The 17,140-nt window shown below is 47.0% G+C and carries 16 protein-coding genes and 1 pseudogene; 13 read left to right on the top strand and 4 right to left on the bottom strand.

What is annotated here, in order from left to right; genetic code table 11:
* Positions 1-142 precede the first annotated feature (142 nt).
* The 5 genes from hyi to AB4263_RS09140 all read left to right on the top strand — a co-directional run bounded on the left by hyi (position 143) and on the right by AB4263_RS09140 (position 5,885).
* Positions 143-919, top strand: a complete 777-nt coding sequence (hyi, locus tag AB4263_RS09160) for a hydroxypyruvate isomerase (RefSeq protein ID WP_372098100.1) — start codon at positions 143-145, stop codon at positions 917-919.
* Positions 920-956: 37 nt separating this feature from the next.
* Positions 957-1,853 carry a 2-hydroxy-3-oxopropionate reductase gene (locus AB4263_RS09155; protein ID WP_372098099.1) on the top strand — a complete coding sequence of 299 codons (897 nt, stop codon included), beginning with the start codon at positions 957-959 and terminating at the stop codon, positions 1,851-1,853.
* Between the two features lie 252 nt (positions 1,854-2,105).
* Positions 2,106-3,416, top strand: a complete 1,311-nt coding sequence (locus tag AB4263_RS09150; protein WP_372098153.1) for a glycerate kinase — start codon at positions 2,106-2,108, stop codon at positions 3,414-3,416.
* A 163-nt stretch (positions 3,417-3,579) separates the two neighbouring features.
* Positions 3,580-4,188, top strand: a complete 609-nt coding sequence (locus tag AB4263_RS09145; RefSeq protein WP_102332259.1) for a TetR/AcrR family transcriptional regulator — start codon at positions 3,580-3,582, stop codon at positions 4,186-4,188.
* A gap of 260 nt (positions 4,189-4,448) precedes the next feature.
* The gene (locus AB4263_RS09140; protein ID WP_136982323.1) at positions 4,449-5,885 is read left to right on the top strand and encodes an amidohydrolase; all 1,437 of its coding nucleotides are present in this window, start codon (positions 4,449-4,451) and stop codon (positions 5,883-5,885) included.
* Positions 5,886-5,971: 86 nt separating this feature from the next.
* Here the strand turns inward: AB4263_RS09140 and AB4263_RS09135 are convergent, their stop codons facing one another.
* The 4 genes from AB4263_RS09135 to uraH all read right to left on the bottom strand — a co-directional run bounded on the left by AB4263_RS09135 (position 5,972) and on the right by uraH (position 11,113).
* The gene (locus AB4263_RS09135; protein ID WP_372098098.1) at positions 5,972-7,333 is read right to left on the bottom strand and encodes an 8-oxoguanine deaminase; all 1,362 of its coding nucleotides are present in this window, start codon (positions 7,331-7,333) and stop codon (positions 5,972-5,974) included.
* A 158-nt stretch (positions 7,334-7,491) separates the two neighbouring features.
* Entirely contained in the window at positions 7,492-8,943 is a 1,452-nt protein-coding gene (locus AB4263_RS09130) for a nucleobase:cation symporter-2 family protein (RefSeq protein ID WP_372098097.1), read from the bottom strand.
* 225 nt (positions 8,944-9,168) lie between these two features.
* Positions 9,169-10,512, bottom strand: coding sequence for an NCS2 family permease (locus AB4263_RS09125; protein ID WP_016795479.1), 1,344 nt, complete (start codon positions 10,510-10,512; stop codon positions 9,169-9,171).
* Between the two features lie 247 nt (positions 10,513-10,759).
* Positions 10,760-11,113 carry a hydroxyisourate hydrolase gene (gene uraH, locus AB4263_RS09120; RefSeq protein WP_017083063.1) on the bottom strand — a complete coding sequence of 118 codons (354 nt, stop codon included), beginning with the start codon at positions 11,111-11,113 and terminating at the stop codon, positions 10,760-10,762.
* Between the two features lie 411 nt (positions 11,114-11,524).
* Here uraH and puuE point away from each other — a divergent pair, with 411 nt between their 5' ends.
* The 8 genes and pseudogenes from puuE (at position 11,525) to AB4263_RS09080 (ending at position 17,138) form a co-directional block, all read left to right on the top strand.
* Positions 11,525-12,445, top strand: coding sequence for an allantoinase PuuE (puuE, locus tag AB4263_RS09115; protein WP_371705471.1), 921 nt, complete (start codon positions 11,525-11,527; stop codon positions 12,443-12,445).
* A gap of 23 nt (positions 12,446-12,468) precedes the next feature.
* The gene (gene uraD / locus AB4263_RS09110) at positions 12,469-12,984 is read left to right on the top strand and encodes a 2-oxo-4-hydroxy-4-carboxy-5-ureidoimidazoline decarboxylase (RefSeq protein WP_017061596.1); all 516 of its coding nucleotides are present in this window, start codon (positions 12,469-12,471) and stop codon (positions 12,982-12,984) included.
* A 123-nt stretch (positions 12,985-13,107) separates the two neighbouring features.
* Entirely contained in the window at positions 13,108-14,094 is a 987-nt protein-coding gene (alc, locus tag AB4263_RS09105) for an allantoicase (protein ID WP_017065000.1), read from the top strand.
* Between the two features lie 14 nt (positions 14,095-14,108).
* Positions 14,109-14,669 (top strand): ureidoglycolate lyase, encoded by a 561-nt coding sequence (locus AB4263_RS09100; RefSeq protein WP_108020166.1) that lies wholly within the window; start codon positions 14,109-14,111, stop codon positions 14,667-14,669.
* Positions 14,670-14,683: 14 nt separating this feature from the next.
* Positions 14,684-16,003: a urate hydroxylase PuuD gene (locus AB4263_RS09095; protein ID WP_372098096.1), complete on the top strand. Its 1,320-nt coding sequence runs from the start codon at positions 14,684-14,686 to the stop codon at positions 16,001-16,003.
* A 389-nt stretch (positions 16,004-16,392) separates the two neighbouring features.
* Positions 16,393-16,665 (top strand): DUF4282 domain-containing protein, encoded by a 273-nt coding sequence (locus AB4263_RS09090; protein ID WP_017064999.1) that lies wholly within the window; start codon positions 16,393-16,395, stop codon positions 16,663-16,665.
* Positions 16,666-16,712: 47 nt separating this feature from the next.
* A pseudogene (locus tag AB4263_RS09085) lies at positions 16,713-16,802 on the top strand (AraC family transcriptional regulator); the annotation flags it as partial.
* Positions 16,803-16,898: 96 nt separating this feature from the next.
* Positions 16,899-17,138 carry a hypothetical protein gene (locus AB4263_RS09080; protein ID WP_102463054.1) on the top strand — a complete coding sequence of 80 codons (240 nt, stop codon included), beginning with the start codon at positions 16,899-16,901 and terminating at the stop codon, positions 17,136-17,138.
* Positions 17,139-17,140 lie beyond the last annotated feature (2 nt).

Raw genomic sequence — 17,140 nt, 5'->3', positions numbered from 1 at the left:
ATGTGTATCCGTAGAGCTGAGGTTTAGCTCTACGGAAAGTCTCCAATAGAGCGAGGCTTACTAAGCAACCGTAGCTCCACCAAATAACCGTTGCTTCACTAAACAGTCATAGTTTCACCAAATAAAGAATAAGGACAGAGTCATGGCAAAATTTGCAGCAAACTTGTCAATGTTATTCACGGAAGTTGATTTTATGGACCGCTTTGAAGCTGCCGCAGAAGCGGGCTTTCAAGGTGTCGAATATCTTTTCCCTTACGCCTTTGATGCTCAGGCAATCAAAGAAAAACTCGACGCTAATAACCTAGAGCAAGTGCTATTCAACCTGCCCGCGGGTGATTGGGACGCTGGCGACCGTGGTATCGCGGTCGACCCTGCACGAGTTGAAGAGTTTCAAGCGGGCGTACCTAAAGCCATCGCTTACGCAAAAGCACTGGGTTGTACTCAAGTGAATTGCTTGGCCGGGATTGTTCCGCAAGGTGTCACTCAACAAGACGCGCAATCGGCGTTTGTGATTAACCTGCATTATGCGGCGAACGCGCTAGCAGCAGAGGGCATCAGCTTAGTGATAGAAGCGATCAATACCCGCGATATTCCGGGCTTCTTCTTAAACACCACTGAGCAAGCCAAAGCGATCATTAAAGAGGTAGGGAGCGATAACCTTTCTATCCAATACGATATTTATCACATGCAAATTATGGAAGGCGATCTTACGCCGACCATGCAACAGAACATTGGCCACATCGCACACGTGCAACTGGCGGATAATCCAGGCCGACACGAACCGGGTACCGGCGAAATCAATTACCCGTTCGTGCTCAACTATCTTGATGAGCTTGGCTATCAAGGCTGGGTTGGCTGCGAATACAAACCAAAAACAACGACGACAGAAGGCCTTGGTTGGCTGCACCAGTACCGTTAATTGCGCCTGGTAACCCTCAAACGTTAAGGAGAACAACATGTCTAAAATTGCATTTATCGGAACTGGCATCATGGGTAAACCTATGGCGAGTAACCTTCAAAAAGCGGGTCACGACTTGATTCTGTCGGATCATTTCAACGCTGCTCCTGCCGAGTTGGTTGCAGCAGGTGCAACGGTTTGTCATTCCCCTGCCGAAGCCGCGGAACAGGCAGATGTCATTATTCTTATGGTGCCTAACACCCCTCAAGTAGAAGAGGTGCTGTTTGGTGATAACGGTGTCGAGCAAGGTCTTACTGCTGGTGGTGCGACGGGCAAGTTAGTCATCGACATGAGTTCAATCTCGCCAATCGCAACCAAAGCCATTGCCGCTCGAATCAACGAAGGTGGTGCTTCATACCTTGATGCTCCGGTTTCAGGTGGTGAAGTTGGCGCGATAAACGCGGCTCTGACTATCATGGTGGGCGGTGAGCAAGACGCCTTTGATAAAGCACGACCTCTTTTCGAAATCATGGGTAAGAACATCACGCTGGTGGGTGATAACGGTGCAGGTCAAACCTGTAAGGTCGCAAACCAAATCATTGTGGCGCTGAATATCGAAGCCGTGTCTGAGGCGCTCGTATTTGCTTCGAAAGCCGGTGCTGATCCAGCGCGAGTACGTCAGGCTTTATTAGGTGGCTTTGCTAACTCTAAGATATTGGAAGTGCACGGTGAGCGTATGGTTGAAGGTACCTTTGATCCAGGCTTTAGAATCTCGCTTCACCAAAAAGACCTCAACTTAGCGCTAACGGGCGCACAAGAGCTAGGGGTTGCACTGCCGAATACGGCAAATGCACAAGAGCTATTTGGTGAGTGTGCCGAAATGGGCGGCGAAGGTTGGGACCACTCTGCGCTTATCCAAGCGATTGAGAAACGTTCTGACCACTCGATTCGTTAATCTAGTTAACGGTTTGTCCGTTTAGTGGTTAGTCAATCTACCGATTATCCGTTAATTAATCAGGGCTGCTATCGATTCGTAGCTCAACAGTTTCAAACAGTTTGTTTATAAATCGCGTAGTTTCGTCTCCTTTTATACGCGTTCCTGATACGAGGCAAAGGTTGAAGTTGTTCCTTTCCAACTTGATCTTAGCAGGCACCCTTTGGCCTTGTATCGGGGTTCTTTTTTTCTCCGTCAACTAAGGAGTGGATGATGGACATTGATGCTAAGCAGTTTCTACAAACCCTTTTCTCAAGTGCTGTTAATCAGGCGCTACCTAAGAATCACATCGAACCTTTTCTTCCTAAAGACATTTTTTACCGCTCAGCCAACCAAGCTGGGCGTACTGTGGTGATAGGAGCAGGTAAAGCGGCCGCGTCAATGTCAGCAGAGCTTGAAGCGGTTTGGCAGGCAAAAAAACAACAAGATCTCGCACTGCGTGATCTTGAAGGCTTAGTCGTGACCCGCTACGAACACACCGCCCCTTGCGAACATATCGAAGTGATTGAAGCTGCGCACCCCGTGCCAGATGCGATGGGCTTAGAAGTGAGCCAACGTATGCTGCAATTGGTGAGTGGCTTGAGCGCTGACGACACGGTTATTTGCCTACTGTCGGGTGGCGGTTCCGCTTTGCTAAGTCTGCCCGGTGGCGATATCAGCTTGGCAGAGAAGCAACAAATCAATAAGGCGTTGCTTAAATCAGGCGCCGCCATTGATGAGATGAATTGTGTTCGCAAACATCTATCTTCGATAAAAGGCGGTCGACTCGCCAAAGCAGCGTATCCTGCAAGGGTTGTGTCACTGGCGATTTCTGATGTGCCGGGCGATGACATTAGTGTGATTGCCTCTGGCCCAACCGTACCCGACACCACCACGCGTTTTGATGCGATGGCAATTTTAGAGCGTTACCAAATAGAAACACCACGCACGGCATTTGAATGGTTAAATAATCCAGAGTCAGAAACCGTAAAGCCAGATGACGTATGTTGGAAAAATGCAGAGCACAATATTATCGCGACCCCGATGTCGGCATTGGAATCCGCTGCAGCAGAAGCTGAAGGCTTAGGTATTCCGGCTTATGTGTTGAGTGATTGCATAGAGGGAGAAGCGCGAGATGTTGCGAAGGTGCACGCTGCGTTGGCTAAGCAAGTGGCCAATCACAAGCACCCATTTGAGGCGCCTTGCGTGATACTTTCCGGTGGCGAAACCACAGTAACCGTTAAAGGCAATGGTCGCGGTGGGCGTAACTGTGAGTTCTTGTTGAGCCTATATAACGAGCTTAAAGGCCAAGACAACATATTTGCATTGGCTGCTGATACCGACGGGATTGATGGCGTGGAAGACAATGCGGGCGCATGGATCACGCCTCAAACATGGCAACAAGGTTCGAGCCTGTCGCTTAAAGCGCAAGACTACCTCGATGCCAACAACAGCTACGATTTCTTCAAGCAAGTCGATGTGCTTCTTACCACGGGGCCGACGCTGACAAATGTGAATGACTTCCGCGCAATATTGATTCTTTAACTTGAACAGTTCAAAAACACGGTATGGAATGGTCGCTTCTTAACAAATAGAGCGGCCATTTTATTGTTATCAATGCGGTGACCTTGAGTTCTGAGATTATCTTCTGGACTAATGAAGCACGTTGATTACTATGATTTTAGTAACGAGCTGTAAAGGATGCAATATGTCTAGGATCAGACAAAAGAATCAAGATTTAATCATCGAAGTCGCGTGTGAACAATTCGCCACTCATGGTTATGCCGCAACAAAAATGGCCGATATCGCGAAAGCGGCCGACATTCCCAAGCCTAACGTATTCTATTATTTCAGCTCAAAAGATAAGCTCTACAACGCTGTGCTTGAAACCGTCACTCAGCCTTTACTAGAAGCGTCTCGTCCGATTGAAGAGCTCAGCGATCCTGTTGAAGCCTTGTCTCAATATATTCAAACCAAGCTGATCATTTCTCGCGATCATCCACATGCCTCTAAGGTATTTGCCAATGAAGTGATGTCTGGCGCTAAAGTATTGCCGAAAGAGATTGGTGACGAGCTGTATAAGCAATCCCAGATGATTCTTGATAAGTTCTCGACATGGTCGGCGCAGGGCCTAATGGACGATGTTCCCGCTCATCACCTGATGTTTACCATCTGGGCGGCAACTCAAACCTACGCCGATTTTGGCTGGCAGATTTGCAGCGTGATGCAGAAGGACCAACTCGATGATAAAGACTATGCCGATGCCGCTCAGTTCATCACACAGTTAGTGATTAAAGGCTGTGGTGTGAAAAGCTAATGTTGTTTGAACGTTTATCTAGGTGTGTGAGTGACTATAAGCACAGAACCTCTTTTGTGACCTGTTGTGCAATAACTCATTTATCTTGAATTCGGTTCGATTAGGTATGCCATTTTATTTAAATGACAGGTTATAGTATCGCGAAAATTGGCGGCACTTACTCTTCTGAAAAGCGAAAAGCGAAAAGCGAAAAGCGAAAAGCTGGAAACTTATAGATGAAGCCGCTAACAATATTACACGCACAACATTAAGGTTTAGCAATGACGCTTAAAAGCTTGGCATGCACCATCAGCGCAGTTCTGCTTGCAGGTTGCGGTTCAACGGTCGCGACGCAAACATACAACGCTGATCTGATCATCACCAACGGACAGGTTCTCACCATCAATTCAGAAATGGATGTGATTGAAGATGGTGTTGTTGTAGTGAAAAACGACCAGATCATCGCAGTCGGTACCGAGGATTTAATGACTCAATATCGCGCAGAAAAAGTGATTGATGCTCAAGATGGAATCGTCATGCCGGGTATGGTGAACGCGCACAACCATTTACCGATGATCGCGTTTCGTGGCTTAGGGGAAGAGGGTATTTCGAATCGTCTGTTCGCTTACTTCTTCCCTCTAGAAGCCGAAAAGCTAAGCCGTGAACTGATTTACAACGCAACCAAGCTTGGCTCTATCGAACTAGCACAAAGCGGTGTAACCACTTATGCCGATATGTATTACCACATGGATGAAATGGCCAAGGCGACCAAAGAAGTCGGCTTACGCGCTGTGCTCGGCGAAACCGTGATTAAGTTCCCAGTGGTCGATGCCAAAGAACCTTACGGCGGCATTGAATACGCCAAAGGCTTTATCGAACAATACAAAAACGATGAGCTAATCACGCCTGCTTATGCGCCACATGCGGTGTACACCGTGAGCAAAGATAAGCTGCAAGAAATCAACAAGCTGTCTGCTCAATACGATGTGCCGGTGCTGATTCACGTTGCTGAATTCCCAAATGAAGAGAAACGCATCAAAGATGAAACTAAGGCAACATCGCCAGTCGAATACATGGATGAAATTGGTGTGCTGGACGAGCGCGTAGTCATTGCTCACGGTATCCATCTTTCGGAGAACGATCAAAAGCTTCTAAAGCAAGCTGACGCAGGGATCTCATACAACCCAATGGCGAACGCTAAAGGTGCAACTGGCATCGCACCAGCATGGGATATGTACCGTGCTGACATGCGAGTAGGCTTAGGAACAGATGGCCCAATGAGCTCTAACCAAGTCGATATCATGCGCACATTAAGCTACGCAGCGAACATGCAACGTTTAAAGCATTCTGACCGCACTATCATGATTCCTGAGCAAGTTATCGAGATGGCGACATTAGGTGGCGCGAAAGCCCTACACATGGAAGATCAAATCGGTTCTCTTGAAGCGGGTAAGAAGGCAGACATCGTGATTGTAGAGACAACATCAGCGAACATGATGCCAAATTACGACCCTTACGCGACCTTGGTTTACCAAGCGAACCCAAGCAACATCGACACGACGATTGTGAACGGCCAAATCGTAATGGAAAACCGTGTAATGCAAACCGTTCAACTGGATGAAATCCGCCAAAGCGTCGATGAGTTTGAAACAGATATCAAAGCCTTTGCCAAAGAGCTTTCTAAGAAGGCGATTAAGTCGAAGAGCTTGATGGATTAAGATGTAAATCGGTTTCTAAAAATCGAACTGAATGAACAAGGCCGACATCACGTCGGCCTTTTTTCGCTTTTCTAGTTAGAGAGTATTTAATTATTCATCGCCAGTTTACCTAGCTTCATTGCAGCTGCATGGTGGCGGTGCATTAGTTGTTCCATGTCTACGCCAATCACAGCGCCATCGTTCACTCGCCACTTACCTGCAACCATCACTTTATCTGCTTGTTGAGCGCCGCAGAGTAGTAGTGCTGCAAGTGGATCGTGGCTGCCAGAGAAGCGAATGTCATCAAGTTTGAACATCGCGATGTCGGCTTGTTTGCCGACCTCTAGCGTACCAATGTCGGTTCTGCCCATTGCTGCTGCAGAGCCGGATGTTGCCCAGCGCAATGCATCAAAGTGTGAAACATTTGCAGAGCCATATTGCAGGCGCTGTAGATACATCGCCATGCGAACTTCGGCAATCATATTGGAGCCGTCGTTTGAAGCAGAACCGTCCACACCCAGCCCGACCTTTACACCCGCGGCCTCGAGGTCATTATTCTTACAAATACCGGAAGCCAACATCATGTTGGAAGTTGGGCAGTGGCTGATACCTATTCCTGCTTTACCCAAACGCTTAATCTCTTCTGGGTTGAAGTGAATACCATGAGCAAGCCAAGTGCGTTCATTGAGCCAGCCGACATCTTCTAGGTAATCGACAGGGCGCAGGCCAAACTTCTCAATACAGAAGTCTTCTTCGTCTAAGGTTTCGCACAGGTGGGTGTGCATCATTACGTTCTCACGCTCACTGATCTTGGCGGTCTCTTTCATCAGATCTGTGGTGACCGAGAATGGCGAACAAGGCGCGAGTGCGATTTGAATCATCGCCCCTTCATCACGCTGGTGGTAATCGCGAATCAAGCGTTGGCTGTCATCAATGATGGTTTGTTCGGTTTGAATGGTGTGTCGTGGAGGTAGTCCACCTTCATCTTCCCCAAGGCTCATGGAACCGCGAGTGAATATCGCCCTTACGCCCAACTTCTCTGCCGCCTCGACTTGTAAATCAATGGCGTGTTCAAGCCCGTTTGGCAGCAAGTAATGATGGTCCGACGCTGTAGTACAGCCCGACATCATTAACTCGACCAGCGCCAGCTCTGTAGCAAGGCTCATCATCTCAGAATCGAGGTTGGCCCAAACCGGGTAGAGGCTTTGCAGCCAATGGAAGAGTTCTTTATTGAGTGCGCCAGGGTAGGCTCGCGTTAGGGTTTGATAGAAGTGGTGGTGCGCATTGATAAGCCCAGGAGTCACAACATGACGAGAGGCGTCGACGCTGTAATCTACGGGGGAGGTTGGTTCTTTGTGTTTACCAACCAATTCAATGATCTTATTACCTTTAATGACAATACCGCCTTCTGCATCAGCTAGTGAGCCAGTGTAGATTGCGAGAGGATTCTTAATCCAGATGGTTTCCATTCATAGTAGTCCTTAGCCATCTCAGCCTTTTCAGGGAAGAGGGTCTTTATTGGTATTTGTAGTTAAAAGATAAATTCGAATCAGGGGCGTTAAAACGTTCAATGCTCTAATCAGCCCTGACCCTACGGAAATCGGTTTTACGTTAATCAGTGAACCAGTTAGTTCGCTTTGGGCTCAGGGTTATCTGATGCCGCTTGAACGTCTGCTTCTATGTTTGCTTGTTGAATCTCTAATTGTTCATCTGCTTGAAGCGCTTCTTCAACTTGTTCTTTCATTTCTAACTCAACTTGCGCTTGGCTTTCGGCTAGTGCTTCTTGCTCTTCTGCGCGTGAAGACTTTGGCAGAACAAGGTTCAGCAGTACCGTCATGATAGTGCCTGTAGTGATGCCAGAGTGAAGAAAATTCGCCAAATCATGTGGCAAGTGTTGCAGCAATCTTGGTTCGAAAGTGACGGCTAAACCAGACGCCAAACCAACACAGATTACCAAGGCATTTCGCTTGGTGTCTGCGGCCTTGATCAACATGCGGATACCCGCGTAAGCGATCATACCGAACATCACAAAGCCCACACCACCCAAAACAGGTTTCGGGATCGTGACGGCAATGGCGGCTAATTTCGGGAATAAACCGCCTAAAATCAACAAACCACCGGTTGCAGCCACTACATAACGACTCGCTACACCTGTGATACCTACAATACCGACATTTTGACTGAATGATGCCAGTGGCATTGCCGTTAAAATTGAAGATAAGGTACTGCCAAGGCCATCGCCTAGAAGGCCACGTTTTAAATCTTTACCGGATACTTGGGTTTGACAGTTGTTACCGAGTGCCATGAAATCACCCGTTGCTTCAGCGATAACCACGATGTACACCAAGCTCATGCTGATGATGGCACTCGCAGAAAAGGTGAAGCCATATTTGAAAGGTTCAGGGCCACCAACCCAAGCGGCAGAACTGATTTGCTCAAGGTCGACCATGCCAAGCGATAGCGCCACAATGTAACCGCCCGCTAAACCAATCACGATAGCGGAAGCAGCAACCGCGCCTTTACAGTAAACCGATACGCCAATCACTATCCCCAAAGAGACCAGTGCGAGAAACAGTTTAGGTAGAGTGGCGAATTGTTCCGTGTTGGCAGGAGAGTCGCCAACCCAGTTCATGGCAACCGGTAAAATGGTTAAGCCGATTAAGGTAACCACAACACCACTTACCACGGTCGGGAATAGCTTGCGAACCTTGTCCATATAGAAGCTGGCACCAATGACCACAAACGAGCCGATAAGCGCCGAGCCCATGATGGCGGCGACACCACCTTCGTTACCGATCGAAATAGTGACACCTAAAAAGGCAAAGCTTGAACCCATCACCACGGGTAATCGAATACCAACAGGGCCAAAGCCAAGGCACTGCGCGACGGTCACAATACCAGACGCCAATAGCGCTGCATTGATCAGTGAGACGATCTCGGTGTTGGGCAGGCCGATAGAGGCGCCGACAATAAGAGGCACAGCAACGATGCCACCAATCGAGGCGAGCATATGCTGTAAAGCGAGTAGAAGGGTTAGCCCATGGGGCGGTCTTTCATTAAGGGTGTACAGAAGTTTCATTTGATATTCCTCTGCCTGCGTTTCCGTTTACAGGCGATTGGCGGTCAAATAATGACTTCTACAAACTGCGTAGGGTCATAAAAAAGGTGCACTGAGTCATTAGGAGTTCTGCTCTCGAGTCATCAATGCAATTAGCTTTCTTAAAAATCATGTTGTTGCTTGGCTTGCAAGCCAGCCAAGCAACGTTGTGAGCAATCAAGAAGCGACTGCTCAGGAGCTATAGGATTAACCGATGAATACTAGCTTGGCGATGAAGATAGCCGCTAAGAAGTACATCGAGATAGACACATCTTTGGTTTTACCTGTCGCCAACTTAAGCACTGTGTAGGTAATGAAACCCAATGCGATACCGTTCGCGATAGAGAAGGTCAGTGGCATCATTAGTGCGGTAATGGCTGCAGGAGCACCGTTGGTGAAGTCTTTCCAATCAACGTGCTGCATGCTGCTCATCATTACGAATGCCACGTAAATCAACGCGCCAGAGGTTGCGTAAGCGGGGATCATGCCTGCAAGTGGAGATAGGAAAATCGCCGCTAAGAACAACACACCAACCACAATCGCAGATAGACCGGTTCGTGCGCCTGCTGCAACGCCCGCTGCACTTTCTACGTAACTGGTTACTGGCGGACAACCCACACACGCACCTGCCACGCTTGAGATACTGTCAGCTTTCAGCGCTTTGCTTAGGCCTTCAATTTTTCCTGTTTCAGGGTTAGTTAGGTTTGCACGCTCGGCCACGCCCATCAAAGTACCCGCGGTATCGAACATGTTTACAAAAAGGAAAGCCAAGATAACGCTGATCATTGAAACATCGAGAGCGCCCATAATGTCCATTTTTAGGAACGTAGGCGCTAAGCTTGGTGGCGCCGCGAAGAAGCCGTTGTAATGCACTAAGCCAAGCATCATACCGACTAGCGTTACACTCAAAATACCGATTAACACCGCACCAAATACTTTACGCTCACTCAGAACAGCGATGATAAGGAAAGCGATAGCGGCCAGTAGCGCTTCAGGTTTAGTGAAGTCACCTAGTGATACCAGTGTTGCTGGGTTTTCGACGACGATACCTGCTGTTTTAAGACCAATTAGACCTAAGAACAAACCAACGCCCGCAGTCATGGAGTAACGTAAACTCACAGGGATACTTTCAATGATCCATTGGCGGACTTTGTAGAAACTCATCCCGACGAACAAGATACCTGAGATAAACACCGCACCCAGTGCCACTTCCCAGCTGTAGCCCATTTCGCTTACTACCGTGAACGAGAAGAAGGCATTCAAGCCCATGCCCGGCGCAAGTCCGACAGGCCAGTTCGCAAATAACCCCATTAACAAACAACCGATAGCTGCACCAATACAGGTTGCGACGAATACCGCTCCTGCATCCATACCCGATGCGGCCATGATTTGTGGGTTAACGAAGATGATGTAAGCCATGGTTGCGAAGGTGGTGACACCGCCGACTAACTCATTTTTTACGCTGCTTCCGTGTGCCTTAATCTTAAAGAGTTTCTCTAAAATTCCGTTGTTCGCATCTTGGTTGAGTATTTCTGTTTTACTCTCACTCATGTCTGCAAGTCCTTTTATGTTGTGATCCATTTATTGAATACAGCGAGATTTCAATATTAAGTTTTAAGGTTTTTTCCTAGCCGCTATTTCTTTAGCTATCAGTTGATTAGTCATCAACTCTCTAACTAATAACGTTATTAGTATTTTTATATGAGCGTGTTTAATGAGCGCGCATCATTTTAGATGCACGCACGAATCTGTTTATTATTCGATGGTTGGGCCTAGTTCGAAGTGCTAGGTCACGGGACTAACTGCCCCGATAGGTGGAGAAACTGTAAGGCGAGACGAGAAGAGGAACGTGATAATGCGCTTCTGGATCATCTAAGCCGAAACGAATAACCACGTCGTCTAGGAAAGGCACGCCATCCAGCTCTACGCCTTTACTTCTGTAGTAATCGGCTACGTAAAACACCAATTGATATTTCCCCGGTCGGAAATCATTCCCTGCCAGAATCGGCGCATCGGTTCGGCCATCGGAGTTAGTGATTACCGTCGCCAACTTTTCTGTTGAGTCTTCATTGACCTTATAAAGCTCTACCTTGATCTCTGCACCCGGTAAGCCGTGAGTCGTGTCTAATACGTGTGTTGTTAATCTTCCCATAGTCCTTTAATAGCGCTTTTGGCGCTCCTCTGTTCCGTGGTTTATCTGTCTGTTTCGACCTTGCAAAGAATGCAACTGGTCACTTTGTTATCACTAACTATGTACGAACTGTACACAATTAGTAAAGCGAATTGTTATAAAAATGTTGGTTAATCTGTCGTTTTTCTTGACTTTATAGATCTTGATTATCGCTTTTTAATGAACTTGAATTTTATTAACTTGTTGTTTTTAATTTAAAAAGTTGCGACCATTTAACTTAAATAACAAAATCTTTACATCGAGATAAATAATTGTATACAATAAATGTACAGGGGTAAGGTTACTCGATTTTTGGAAAGTCCATTAACTGATTTATTTTGATGAACCAGTGAAAGAGCGGCCAAGCCAACCACTTATGTTAGGAGTACTTGGATGAATAAGGATTATTCAAGGAATTTGATCGGTTATGGAGCTAACCCTCCAAACCCTCAATGGCCAGGTAATGCGCGCGTCGCGGTTTCTTTTGTATTGAACTATGAAGAGGGCGGTGAGCGTTGTTTGTTACATGGAGACGACGAGTCTGAAGCTTTTCTTTCAGAGATCCCGTCAGCACAGCCGATCAAAGGCGAACGTCACATGAGCATGGAATCCATTTATGAATATGGTAGCCGCGCGGGTGTATGGCGTGTTCTTCGCTTGTTCGATGAATATGAAATCCCATTGACCGTCTTTGCGGTTGCTATGGCGATTGAGCGTCACCCAGACGTTGCCAAAGCTATGGTCGAAGCGGGCCACGAAATTTGTAGCCACGGTTATCGCTGGATCGACTATCAATACATTGATGAGTCAGAAGAGCGCGACCACATGACTAAAGCGATTGAGATCATCCAACAAGTGACGGGTCAGCGCCCGCAAGGTTGGTACACAGGTCGAACGGGTCCAAATACGCGTCGCTTAGTCGCAGAAGAAGGCGGCTTTCTTTACGACTCAGATGCCTATGATGATGACCTGCCTTATTGGCACACCGAGACTGGTCATCCGCAATTGGTGATCCCTTATACACTCGATGTAAACGATATGCGCTTTTCAACAGCGCAAGGCTTCAACTCTGGTGAGCAGTTCTTCCAGTATTTAAAAGACACTTTTGACACCCTTTATATGGAAGGCGAAACCGCACCGAAAATGATGTCGGTTGGGCTGCATTGTCGTCTTATTGGTCGTCCCGGTCGTATTGCTGCATTAAGACGTTTCTTAGATTACGTAAAACAGCATGACAGCGTGTGGCTATGTCGTCGAATCGATATCGCCAACCACTGGCACCAACATCACCCATACAACGAACAACAAAATTAGAACGAACAGCAAGGAGGCTTAACGTGACTGAATTTCGATCTTGCCAACCAACAACCATGAACCGCGATACCTTTGTCGCGCACTTTGCTGATGTGTACGAACACAGCCCATGGGTTGCTGAAGCGGTTTATGACCAAGGTTTGAATGCCGAAGATGATCATATCGAGAATCTTCATCTAAAAATGGCATCAACCTTGTTAAATGCCGACCAAGGCAAACAGTTGGCTTTGATCAATGCTCACCCAGATTTAGCGGGCAGAGCAGCAGTAAACGGCGAACTCACCGAGTCGTCGACCAAAGAACAAGCGGGGGCGGGCATCGACCAGTGCAGCGCCGAAGAATTTGAAAAATTCACTTCTTACAACAACAGCTACAAAAGTCGCTTCAATTTCCCTTTTATCATGGCGGTGAAGGGAGCCAATCGTTACCAAATTCTTGAGTCGTTCGAGATGCGATTAGGAAATGATAGTGAAACTGAGTTTGCTACGGCGATTCAAGAGATCAACAAGATCGCGATGTTTCGTCTCTGGGATATGTAAGTTAACGGAGTTAACAGCTATCTCAGCCCAGTCTTAGTGCGCTAAGAGCCCGCTTTATAAGCGAATAAGCCACTGAGTTCTCATTTTATTATTACTTGATTAATTGGATAGGATTACACGGACATGACCCAAACATTTGAACAATACATAAACCTTGCAGACGAAAAACTCGGCGCAAAAGCTACCTTCGCAACAGACGATTTTTTCGCAGATAAAAGCCGTCTACTTAGCCACGCAGCGCCAGAGTGGAAAGACGACTTATATGACGACAACGGCAAGTGGATGGACGGTTGGGAAAGCAGACGTAAACGCGGCGAAGGTTACGATTACTGTGTCGTTCGCCTTGGTCTAGCTGGCACCATTGCTGGCGTTGATATTGATACCTCATTCTTCACAGGTAACTTCCCACCTTCGGCATCAATTGACGCGTGTTATTCACCACAAGGTGAGCCAACAGACTCAACAGAGTGGCAAGAAATTCTGCCTTCAATGGCACTACAAGGTGATCATCATCATCTTGAAGAAATCGAAAGTGACCAAGTATTTACGCACCTACGTTTGAACATCTACCCAGACGGCGGTGTCGCACGTCTACGTGTTTATGGCCGACCAAGCGTGGATTGGGACGCAATAGATTCTCAGCAACAAGTTGACCTAGCAGCCGTTGAACACGGTGGCCGAGCACTCGCATGTAGCGATGAGCACTACGGTAACAAAGCCAACATCTTAGGCCCAGGCCGTGGTGAAAACATGGGTGATGGCTGGGAAACAGCACGTCGTCGCACACCGGGTAACGACTGGGTTATCGTGGCATTAGGCCACCCAGGTAATATCGAACGTATCGTTGTGGATACGGCACACTTCAAAGGTAACTACCCAGACAGCTGCTCAATCCAAGCGGCTTACGTGAAAGGTGGCACCGACGACCAAGTGGAAACACAAAGCCTATTTTGGCGTGAACTCTTGCCAGCACAAAAGCTGCAAGCGCATGAGATTCACGAATTCATTTCTGAGGTAAACGACCTTGGTGCGATTACCCACGTACGTGCAAACATATTCCCAGATGGTGGTATCAGCCGTTTGCGTCTGTTTGGTACGAAAGCGAAATAGGTAAGGAAATGAGTATGAGTAATGGAATACGTCGTTTATCTATCGAACCGTTAACCAAGCAGGCTTTTGCAGAGTTTGGCGATGTTATCGAGTCCGATAATAGTGATTTCTTCATGATCAATAGTGGATCAACACGTCGCTACCACAAGCTAGCGACAACGGATGTGCAAGACCAAGATGGAGAAGCCATCATCAGCATCTTCCAAGCCACACCGTTGAGCTACCCACTGACCATCAAAATGTTAGAGCGTCATCCACTTGGCTCTCAGGCATTCATTCCATTACTTGGTCAACCCTATTTAATTGTTGTTGCGCCAAAAGGCGACGATCCAACATTAGCCAATAGCCGAGCTTTCTTGAGCAACGGCCGTCAAGGAGTGAACTATCACAAAGGGGTGTGGCATCACCCGGTTCTTGCGCTCACGGATCAAGACCAGTTCTTGATTGTCGATAGAGGCGGAGAAGGACATAACTGTGATGAAGTTTATTTCGACAACGATCGAGTGGCATTGCATTTGGAAGATATGCCAACGGAAGACAACAAGGAAGAGCAACGCTTAGCTAAAGCGTTGTGATACAGGAGTTTATTATGGATCCGCATATTACAGAATGGTTGAATTTAGCAATACGCTGGGCTCACATGATTGTTGGTGTTGCGTGGATAGGCGCATCATTTTACTTTGTTTGGTTAGAGAACAACCTTAACCGAGTAAACCCAAAAACTGGCCTTTCAGGCGACTTATGGGCAATTCACGGCGGTGGTATTTATCACCTAGAGAAGTACAAACTTGCGCCACCAGAGATGCCAGAGCACCTGCACTGGTTCAAATGGGAAGCCTACTTCACGTGGATCACCGGTGTGTGTCTACTGGGTGTGGTTTACTACCTTAACGCTGAAATCTACCTGATTGCACCGGGCTCTGGCCTTGATTCAACAACGGCAATCGCGATTGGTATTGGTTCATTCGTTGCTGGTTGGTTTATCTACGACTTACTGTGTGACTCGCCTTTAGGTAAAACCCCCGTGTTGCTTGGCGTTGTGCTGTTTTTGCTGCTCGTCGCTGCGACGTACGGCCTAACTCAAGTGTTCAGTGGCCGTGGTGCTTACATTCATGTGGGTGCAATCATTGGTACCATCATGGTGGGTAACGTATTCCGCGTTATCATGCCTGCACAACGTAACTTGGTGAAAGCGATAGAAGAGAAGCGCGAACCGGATCCGGCACTGCCAGCGAAAGGCTTACTGCGTTCTCGTCACAACAACTACATGACACTGCCAGTGCTGTTCATCATGATCAGTAACCACTTCCCAAGTACTTATGGCTCGGAATACAACTGGCTGATTCTTGCTGGGCTAGCGATCTTCAGTATCTTGGTGCGCCACTACTTCAATACCCGTCACGGTAGTCAGAAGTTTGCATGGACAGTGCCAGTCGCGGCATTGGGTATGATCACGCTTGCGTTTGTGACCTCACCTTACGCGAAAAAACAGATGACTCCGGTTGTGCAAGCACCTGTGGTTCAAGAAGTGCAAGTCAGCGCGACTGAATCAGCGACAGAAGAGCTTGCTGGAAACGACACAGCGTCAACGACGACTAGTTCTCAAGCTGTACCTGCAGACCACGCAATGCAAACGGCTAGCGCAGGTGTAAGCTTTGAAACCATTAACAAAGTCATTCAAGAGCGCTGTTCTGTGTGTCATTCATCAACCCCTAGCCACGCTGCTTTTGCTGCTGCGCCAGCCGGTGTGATGTTTGATACCCCAGAAGAGATCAAAGCCAACATCCCAAGGATTGTTGCCCAAACCGTAACAACCAAGGTGATGCCGCTCGGCAACATGACTCAAATGACCGACGAAGAACGCGCACTCATCGGCACATGGGTAGAGCAAGGCGCTACGCTGCAATAATGATGTGAATCCTTTACCTAAGAGCATGAGTCTTAGGTGAGGCTTGGGGGGAGTTTGGTTTCGGGCACGCACTAAACTCATCCCACCCTGTTTCCCCGGTTCCTATAACCGGGGCTTTTTGTTTTTGGACAAAGGCATATTAGAAACTTTATTAGTATGCATCCTTAATAGTTTTATGAACCCACCGACGTGAGTTCGATATTTGCGTTACATGACATATTTAGTTGCATATAAATTGTTGTTGGTCATGAAATTTAGGCTGTATGTTTGGTATGTGTATGTTCTGAAAGGAAAGCTTGTTGAAATTCAAAGCTTTTGATTGCGAATATTCACAAAGAACTAGTTAGATACCCAAGTATAAATTTCATAAAAAATAAGGAAATATAGTAATGAAATCAGTTTTTTCGTTCGACTCAATGTTAACTCCTAAGTTAGTTACTGGCCTATATTGGTTGTTGTTGCTAATCGCTGTAGTTTCAGGACTAGCAACCATGTTTGGAGGATATGGAGGCGTAACATTTGAGAAGTTTATTCTTGGTGCGTTTACGATATTAGGCGGCGCTATAGGTGCGAGAATTTGGTGTGAATTGATGATAGTTATCTTCAAAATTAATGAAAACCTGCAGTCTCTAAAGGACTTAAAAGGCGAGACTGAAGCCTAGTATTCAGATGCGTGACAGCTAACACTTCGATGTTAGCTGTCTAACATGCCGAAGCTGCAATTCACTATGTTGCGCCTGTTGGTGAGAAAGAAGACTCTGTGAATCATTGCATGTCGATAGTAAGTACTTACGTTTAAACTGATTCATTGCGTGCGCAGTCCTGTATAAGGTTCTTGATATGAATCTCTACCCATGGCATTTTTAGCCCAAATTGACTTTGGTTAGGACAAAAAATGGAAGACTTGATAGTCGCGTATTTTAGGGCATTGAGCTCATTCTTTAGGTACCTGTTTCAGTCGTTCTTGATTGAGTTTATTGGTTACGGAGCTGGTTGGATAGTCTGTAAAGTATTCACATTAGGGCGCTTCCCCCCATTGATTCCAACTGAAAAAGAGCGAACTAGAATCTCTTATATCGGAGCTATCAGCATCGTGTTGCTTCTATTAGCAATTGGTGTGTTCAATAGTTTGTGATT

The sequence above is a fragment of the Vibrio sp. 10N.261.55.C5 genome, assembly GCF_041470505.1.
In the GTDB taxonomy this organism is placed as follows: Bacteria; Pseudomonadota; Gammaproteobacteria; order Enterobacterales; family Vibrionaceae; genus Vibrio; species Vibrio crassostreae_C.
This window is presented reverse-complemented; position numbering and strand designations above follow the sequence as displayed.